The following is a 6,235-nucleotide window of genomic DNA, read 5'->3' as shown; positions in this document are numbered from 1 at the left end:
CGATCATCCGTGCCTGGAACGCCGGATCCCGGAGCTTGGCGGCGATGGTCCGGGCAACGGCCGCCTCCAGTTCGGCCGCCGGGATGCGCCAGCCCCGCGCGCCATGAGCGACGCCCTGCTCGATCAGGGAAGCACTGACATAGTAGCGGTAGCGCCGCCTCTTCTTCAGGGCATGGCTCGGGCGCATCCTCCGACCATCGGGATCCAACACCCGGCCCGCGAGCGGGCTTGGGTCACCAGCGGATCCTCCGGTCGCCTGCCGGCGGCGGTTGGCAGCGAGGCGCTGCTGCACGGCCTCCCAGAGGCTCTCCCCGATGATCGCATCATGCTGGCCGGGATGGACCTTGTCCCGGTGCCGGATGCGGCCGACGCAGACCGGGTTGGCGAGCATGGCGTAGAGCTTGCCACGGGAGAAGGCGGTGCCACCGGTGGTGCGACCGTTCCGGTGCCGGCGCAGGGGGGTGCGAATGCCCGCGGCGTCGAGCTCTGCCTTCAGCGCGATCACCGAGCCGAGCGCCAGGTAGCGCTCGAAGATCCGCTTGACCTGCCTGGCCTCCTCCGGCTCCGGCACAAGATTGCGCCCCTCGGCCCGGTAGCCCATCGGGACGATGCCGCCCATCCACATGCCCTTGGCCTTCGAGGCGGCGATCTTGTCACGGATGCGCTCGGCGGTGACCTCGCGCTCGAACTGGGCGAAGCTCAGGAGCACGTTCAGCGTCAGCCGGCCCATCGAGGTGGTGGTGTTGAAGGCCTGGGTGATCGAGACGAAGGAGACGCCGGCTGCGTCGAAGATCGCCACGATGCGGGCGAAGTCGGCGAGCGACCGGGTCAGTCGGTCGACCTTGTAGACGATCACCGCATCGACCTTGCCGGCCTCGATGGCGGCCAGCAGCCGGGTCAGGGCAGGGCGCTCCATCGAGCCGCCGGAGAAACCGCCGTCGTCGTAGCGGTCAGGGATCGCGGTCCAGCCCTCGTGCTTCTGGCTGAGGATGTAGGCCGCACAGGCCTCGCGCTGGGCATCGAGCGAGTTGAAGTCCTGGTCCAGTCCCTCTTCGGTGGACTTGCGGGTGTAGATCGCGCAGCGGCTCGTCTTGCGGCTACCCTTCGTCCCTGTCATGCCGCATCTCCGTCGCGCAGGCCGAAGAAGGCCGGACCGTTGCGGCGGCTTCCGGTGATCGCCCGGGCGATGGCCGAGAGCGAGGTCCAGCATTTCCCGCGCCAGAGGAATCCGGTCTCGGTGACGATGACCTCGTGCCTCTCGTCGCCCCAGGCCCGCATCAGCCGGGTGCCGGGGAGGAGCCGCGGAGCGCTTGCCTGTTTCGCAGCCCGCGCATCGACCGTGCCGCCCTGACCGAAGCTAGCTTCGAGGGCCGCGAGCCGGCGCTCCAGTTGCCGCGACATTCCGCCGAGAGTGTCTGCCTGACACTTCCAGGCGATACCGAGCATCAAGAGGCGTCGCCGGGCGCCCTTCGGTGGCGGCGTGCCCCATGAGTCCGACCAGACCATTCGCAGCTCGGCGATCGGCAACCCGGCGAGGCCGGCAATGCGCTCGTCCAAAGGCAGACCTTCAGACGGCGCGAATTCCGCGCCATCTCTTGCTACCAGGTTCGGCATCAGGCCGCCTCGACAAGGCGATAGGCCTTGCGTCCGTCCGTCGTCACGAGGCGGACATCGAAGCCGCGCTGGCGGAGCCGGGCAAGGGCGGCGCGGGTGGTGTGTGGCAGCCAGGCGGTGGCAGTGGCCAGTTCATCGAGCGTCGCGCCCGTCGGCCGTGCGACCGCGTCGAGAAGGATGCCGAGCTTGCCGCCGGGACGGTCGGGCCGGAGGGATGCATCGGTGCTGCGACGGGCACTCCGGCAATCCCCGGATGCGGGTGGCCCCGCGTCCGGAATCTCGACGCCGATCGCTGCGAGGCCCTTCGGCGTGACGACAAGCCGGTTGCTGTCCGTGGTCGGCTGCGCCGTCGGGCCGGTCCCGGTGCCGTCGGTGACGAAGCCCCGATCGAACAGGGCCTTGACCGTCCTCTCGAGCGCCCCGCCCTTCAGCCTGATCCTGTCTGGGACGGGAAGGAGGCGCAGATCCGGACGCGCTGCAGCCGCAGTGAGCAGGATGGTCTGAGTATCGGAAAGCCTTGGCATGGTTCGATCCTTCTGTCAGGGGCGGCGTGGATTGCGCGGCCTGGTACTGACCGAAGGCCCGAAACGGTGCCGTCGGGCGGGGACTCCGTGGCGACACCCCGCGTCGCCATGTGAGTGCAGTGACGCTCTGTGCCCGGGAGAAGTCCAGCAGGAAGTTCTGGCAAGCGGATACGTCAGGCTCATAACCTGAAGGTCGTAGGTTCAAATCCTGCCCCCGCAACCAAACTTTCCGACAAGATATCAAAGACTTAGGCCGCCCACCGGGCGGCTTTTGCGTGTCGCGTCGTGTTACAAGCCCGTCCCGAACACTCCCCAAAGATTCCAAAGGCTTACGATCAGCCCCGATTCCTCCGTGCAACACGGATGCGACACGGGACAGCGCCGATGTTCCGCAGGAGTTCGCGAGCCGATGGCGCTTGATTGCACCGCTTCTGATCCTCAGTATGGCGCTGTTGTTACCAACATTCGATCCGTCAGGGGTGGTTCATGGCTCGTCTTGTTTACGCATGTCGGTTCGATGTGGCGGCTGAAAACGGCATCGCAAGCGTTCTATCGACCTACCAAGACTGGATCGTTCGGCACTATCAGGGCCGGCGGCAGCTTCCTGACTTCAACTTCGACCCGGAAGTCGTGGGCGCCCAGGAAGGTGTTCCGGAACGTCATTCGCTATCTTCATCGGTCTACCAGGACGGCGACGAGCGCGTAGTCCGCATCCGCTGGTCCTTTCCAGATGACAACGATGATGGGTTGAGGTGGGCGAACGAGGTGCGCGTCGGTCAATTCGGTGATCGGTGTGGGGTCGAGCATCTCATATCCATCGAGTCTGTCGAGTACAGTGTCTCGCCTGCGAGGCTGCTCTTCGGATCGCCGCGCGCGGTCCGCGATATCTGCACGAAGACTCCCGCCTTCATCGGAGAGATGCAGGTCAAGGCCGAACCCTATACCCTAGAGCAAGAAGGCCTGAATGACCTACTAGCCCTCCTTACGAGTGACCTCCGAAGGCTCCCCGTGGTTCTATTGTCGCCGTATGCCCGGGGAGAACTCAATCAGATCGATCCCGCGAAGCTGGCACGGAACCTCGCCGGCGTGGCAGTGGTGGTTCGGGTCGATGACCCTGAGCTAACGTGGGATTTTGCCGACGAGGTTGGTCGGCAGTTGTCTTGCTTCAACGGAGCGGCGCGGATCTATTGGCCCGGATTCTCGAAGGAGTCCGACCCGCGAAGCCACCGATTGTTTTTCGGGGCTTGGATTGAGCAGGTCGGGCCTGAGGTCGCGGCCCGAACAATCGAACGAGCGATATTTGCAGTCGCAGCATTTCGCTATGTGCCGGACGGACGAATTGCCGATGTGATCCGGCGTGCTGACGCTGCTGAAAGGCAGAAGCTTCTCGTTGAAAAGAAGGAAACTGGCGACGACTTCTGGGCGGACTACGAGCGTGACCTTGCTCGGCTCGATGAGGTCGAGAAACGCCTTGGAGACCTTGAGGCGGAAAACGCCAACCTCAGGGCCAACCAGCAGGTGTTCTTCGCCGCAGGAGCTGGAGCCCCCGACGAACTCGCGCAGCCCGTGGAGTCAGAGGACCTCTCGTTCTCTTCCGTCGCGGAGGCAGTGCAGGCTGCGGCGAAACGCTGTAACAACGTCGAGATCCTCGACACGGCCGCATCCGCCGCAGAGGCCAGCCCGTTTCAGCGTCCCTACGACATCTTCAAGGCGTTGACCGACCTTGACGAGATCGTCGAAGCTTGGAGCAAGAATCGAGAGGAGAAGGGGAGCGGCGGAGACCTGCTACAGCATCTGCGCGACCGTGGCTGGGGAAAGCGAAGCAGCATGCACATCTCCGACACGACGCGCGGGAAGTTCCGCGCCCATTACGAGTTTGAGTATCAGGGCCAGAAGCTACTGTTCGAGCCCCACATCACCATTGGCGCCGGGGACCCGAACTCATGTGCGTCCATCCACTTCATCTTCGACCAAGAGCGTTTGAAAATGGTCGTGGGGCATGTCGGGAAGCACCTGCCGAACACGAAGACCTGAATTGCCGTGTTCTTTAGGCCGCCACCGTTGCCACCCCATCCAGACGCACCGCGACGCTGGTGACGCCGCTCCCCGCGGACTCCACTGCTACGCCGATGGGGAAGCGCCCCGCAGCGGGCGCGTTGACCTGCTTGGCCGTGTTGTCCCACGCGACACGCGCGCCGACCGTCAGCGCCGCCGCGCTGGCCTTCGGCAGCTGGAACACGCCGGTCGTGGAGAGCTCGACCGGGTCGCCCTCGGCCGAGGAATAGGCGGCGATGCCGAAGATGCTGCCGACGATCAGCGCGTCGCCCGAGGCGATGCCGCCCGCAGGCGTCGTGACGCGGACGATGTGGCCGTTCTGGAGGTAGTTCTTCATCTCAGAGCCCCTTCGAGGATTGGATGCGGACGACCGAGATGCGCTCGGTCGCGCCCGCGATCTTCCGGTTGAGGTCCGCGAGCGCGGCGGCCATCTCGCCGTCGCTCGCGTAGGTGACCCGCTTGCCGTCGTATTCGACAGTGCGGACGCCCTGATAGCGGGCGGCCATCAGGGCATCGCGCCAAGCGGTGAGCTGGGCGAGGTCGGCCATGCTCACGCGCCCGCGTTCATGAACCAGCCCCGATGGTCGATGAACCCGGCCCCGAAATCGAGGATCACGCGGATCTCCACGCCGTCCACGTCCCAGCCCGAGCGACTCTCGACCTGCGGGCCCTCGGCGCCCGAGAGATAGGCGAACTCCAGCCCGTCGATCTCGCCGGGATCGGCGGTGACATACCAGCGCGTCGCGCTCGACAGTCGTGGCTCGACCACCAGCGAGAGCGAGCCCGAGAACGGGTTCACATCGGCCGCGGTGGCGGGTGCGATGCTGGCCAGCCACTTCTCGGCCGTGGTCTCCAGCGCGGGCGGGACCAGAAGATTGCGCGGCGTCACGCGGATCGTGCGGTCCTCGATGCCCTTCTGCGTCCTGAGCGCCAGCCGGGCGGCCGAGAGGGTCGCGTCGGAGATCGCCGCCCCGGTGCCCGCCTTGTTGCCGTGGTCGGCGTGGAACAGCGTCTTGCCGTCCGACATCGTGGGCCCGTTGCCGCTTCCCGCCTCGAGGAGGGTGACGAGGATCCTCGCCTCGGTCTCGGCAGCGGCCTGGCCCATGCGGCGGGCGAGGTCCGAGAAGGCGCCGAGGTCGTCGTTGACCAGAACCTGCCGGGTGACGCCGATCTTCCGCGCCCAGGTCTCGACCTTGTAGGCTTCGCGGGCCTCGGCCATGGTCCCGGCCTTGATCTCGCCGTGCTCGTTCAGCTTCTCCAGCAGCGGCGCCTCGCCCAGCATGATCTTGTTCACCGCCCGGAAGTCCCGCGCCGTGGTCTGGCGGCCGAGGCGGCGGATACCCGAGGGCGCGGCCTGGTAGGCGTCGCGTAGCACCCGGCCTACCGTGTCCCCGAGGATGATCGGGAAGTCCGAGGTGGTGTGCAGCGCGCGGGTGACGAGGCTCGCGGGCGACAGCGCCATGGTGGACTCGCCACGCAGGGTCAGCAGTTCCTTCGCCATGTCGACCGGGGTCGAATAGGCGTAGCGGCGGGCGGGCTCGCTCAACTCGTGGCGCGGGTTGATGCGGGCGTAGAGCGCCTCGCCCATCTGCCGGGCGCGGAGCGCGGGGTCGTCCTGGCTCTCGCCCATCTCGACACGGACTTGTTCGGTTCGGATGGCCGGTGCGCTGCGGCTGGCTAGCGCCTCGAAGGCCGCACGGCGGGCAGTGTCGGGATCTGCGCCTCCGTCGATCTGGCCATCGATCCACGACTGGTCGAGCCCCGCGATGCGGGCGATGGAGCGGATCTCCGCGTTCGCCTCAGCGCGGGTCTCTGTGGTCGGCGCCTCGGGCGGGGCCGTGGTGGTGGTCGTGTCGGTCATCTCTGTCTCCATGCGAATGTGGGCGCCGGGATCGGCGGGCGTCGGCACCACGGAAAAATCGGGGGGGGCCCACGGGACGGCGGTCAGCCGCCGCACCCCCCTCTCGGGGGGCTCGGCCCAGCCCCCAACGGAGTAGCCGACCGAGACGTGCCGCAGGATGCCCGCCAGCACGTCATGCCAG

General features: G+C 66.7%; 7 protein-coding genes. 1 reads left to right on the top strand and 6 read right to left on the bottom strand.

Annotated features, from left to right (window positions below; translation table 11 throughout):
- From V7050_RS17040 to V7050_RS17030, 3 genes are all read right to left on the bottom strand, one after another.
- Positions 1-1,117, bottom strand: a 1,117-nt coding sequence (locus V7050_RS17040) for a recombinase family protein (RefSeq protein WP_324375727.1), incomplete at its 3' end; no start/stop codon positions are given.
- Complete coding sequence (locus tag V7050_RS17035; RefSeq protein ID WP_324375729.1) at positions 1,114-1,557, bottom strand: DUF2924 domain-containing protein; 444 nt, start codon at positions 1,555-1,557, stop codon at positions 1,114-1,116. The genes V7050_RS17040 and V7050_RS17035, both read right to left, overlap by 4 nt.
- Before the next feature lie 56 nt (positions 1,558-1,613).
- The gene (locus tag V7050_RS17030; protein WP_324375731.1) at positions 1,614-2,138 is read right to left on the bottom strand and encodes a DUF3489 domain-containing protein; all 525 of its coding nucleotides are present in this window, start codon (positions 2,136-2,138) and stop codon (positions 1,614-1,616) included.
- A gap of 486 nt (positions 2,139-2,624) precedes the next feature.
- Between V7050_RS17030 and V7050_RS17025 the strand changes: the two genes are divergently transcribed.
- A complete protein-coding gene (locus V7050_RS17025; RefSeq protein ID WP_324375733.1) occupies positions 2,625-4,172 on the top strand; it encodes a hypothetical protein in 1,548 nt (515 codons plus the stop codon).
- A 13-nt stretch (positions 4,173-4,185) separates the two neighbouring features.
- Here the strand turns inward: V7050_RS17025 and V7050_RS17020 are convergent, their stop codons facing one another.
- The 3 genes from V7050_RS17020 to V7050_RS17010 all read right to left on the bottom strand — a co-directional run.
- A complete protein-coding gene (locus V7050_RS17020; RefSeq protein ID WP_324375735.1) occupies positions 4,186-4,530 on the bottom strand; it encodes a DUF2190 family protein in 345 nt (114 codons plus the stop codon).
- Position 4,531: 1 nt separating this feature from the next.
- The gene (locus V7050_RS17015; RefSeq protein WP_324375737.1) at positions 4,532-4,741 is read right to left on the bottom strand and encodes a phage head-tail joining protein; all 210 of its coding nucleotides are present in this window, start codon (positions 4,739-4,741) and stop codon (positions 4,532-4,534) included.
- Positions 4,742-4,743: 2 nt separating this feature from the next.
- Positions 4,744-6,235, bottom strand: a 1,492-nt coding sequence (locus tag V7050_RS17010; protein ID WP_324410891.1) for a prohead protease/major capsid protein fusion protein, incomplete at its 5' end; no start/stop codon positions are given.

This window comes from Amaricoccus sp., assembly GCF_036846665.1.
In the GTDB taxonomy this organism is placed as follows: domain Bacteria; phylum Pseudomonadota; class Alphaproteobacteria; order Rhodobacterales; family Rhodobacteraceae; genus Amaricoccus.
Note: the sequence above shows the minus strand (reverse complement) of the source record. Positions and strands in the feature narration are given on the sequence as shown.

Coding starts and splice junctions, on each gene's coding strand:
- V7050_RS17025 (WP_324375733.1), top strand. CDS start 2,625: ATGGCTCGTCTTGTTTACGCATGTCGGTTCGATGTGGCGGCTGAAAAC.
- V7050_RS17020 (WP_324375735.1), bottom strand. CDS start 4,530: ATGAAGAACTACCTCCAGAACGGCCACATCGTCCGCGTCACGACGCCT.
- V7050_RS17015 (WP_324375737.1), bottom strand. CDS start 4,741: ATGGCCGACCTCGCCCAGCTCACCGCTTGGCGCGATGCCCTGATGGCC.
- V7050_RS17030 (WP_324375731.1), bottom strand. CDS start 2,138: ATGCCAAGGCTTTCCGATACTCAGACCATCCTGCTCACTGCGGCTGCA.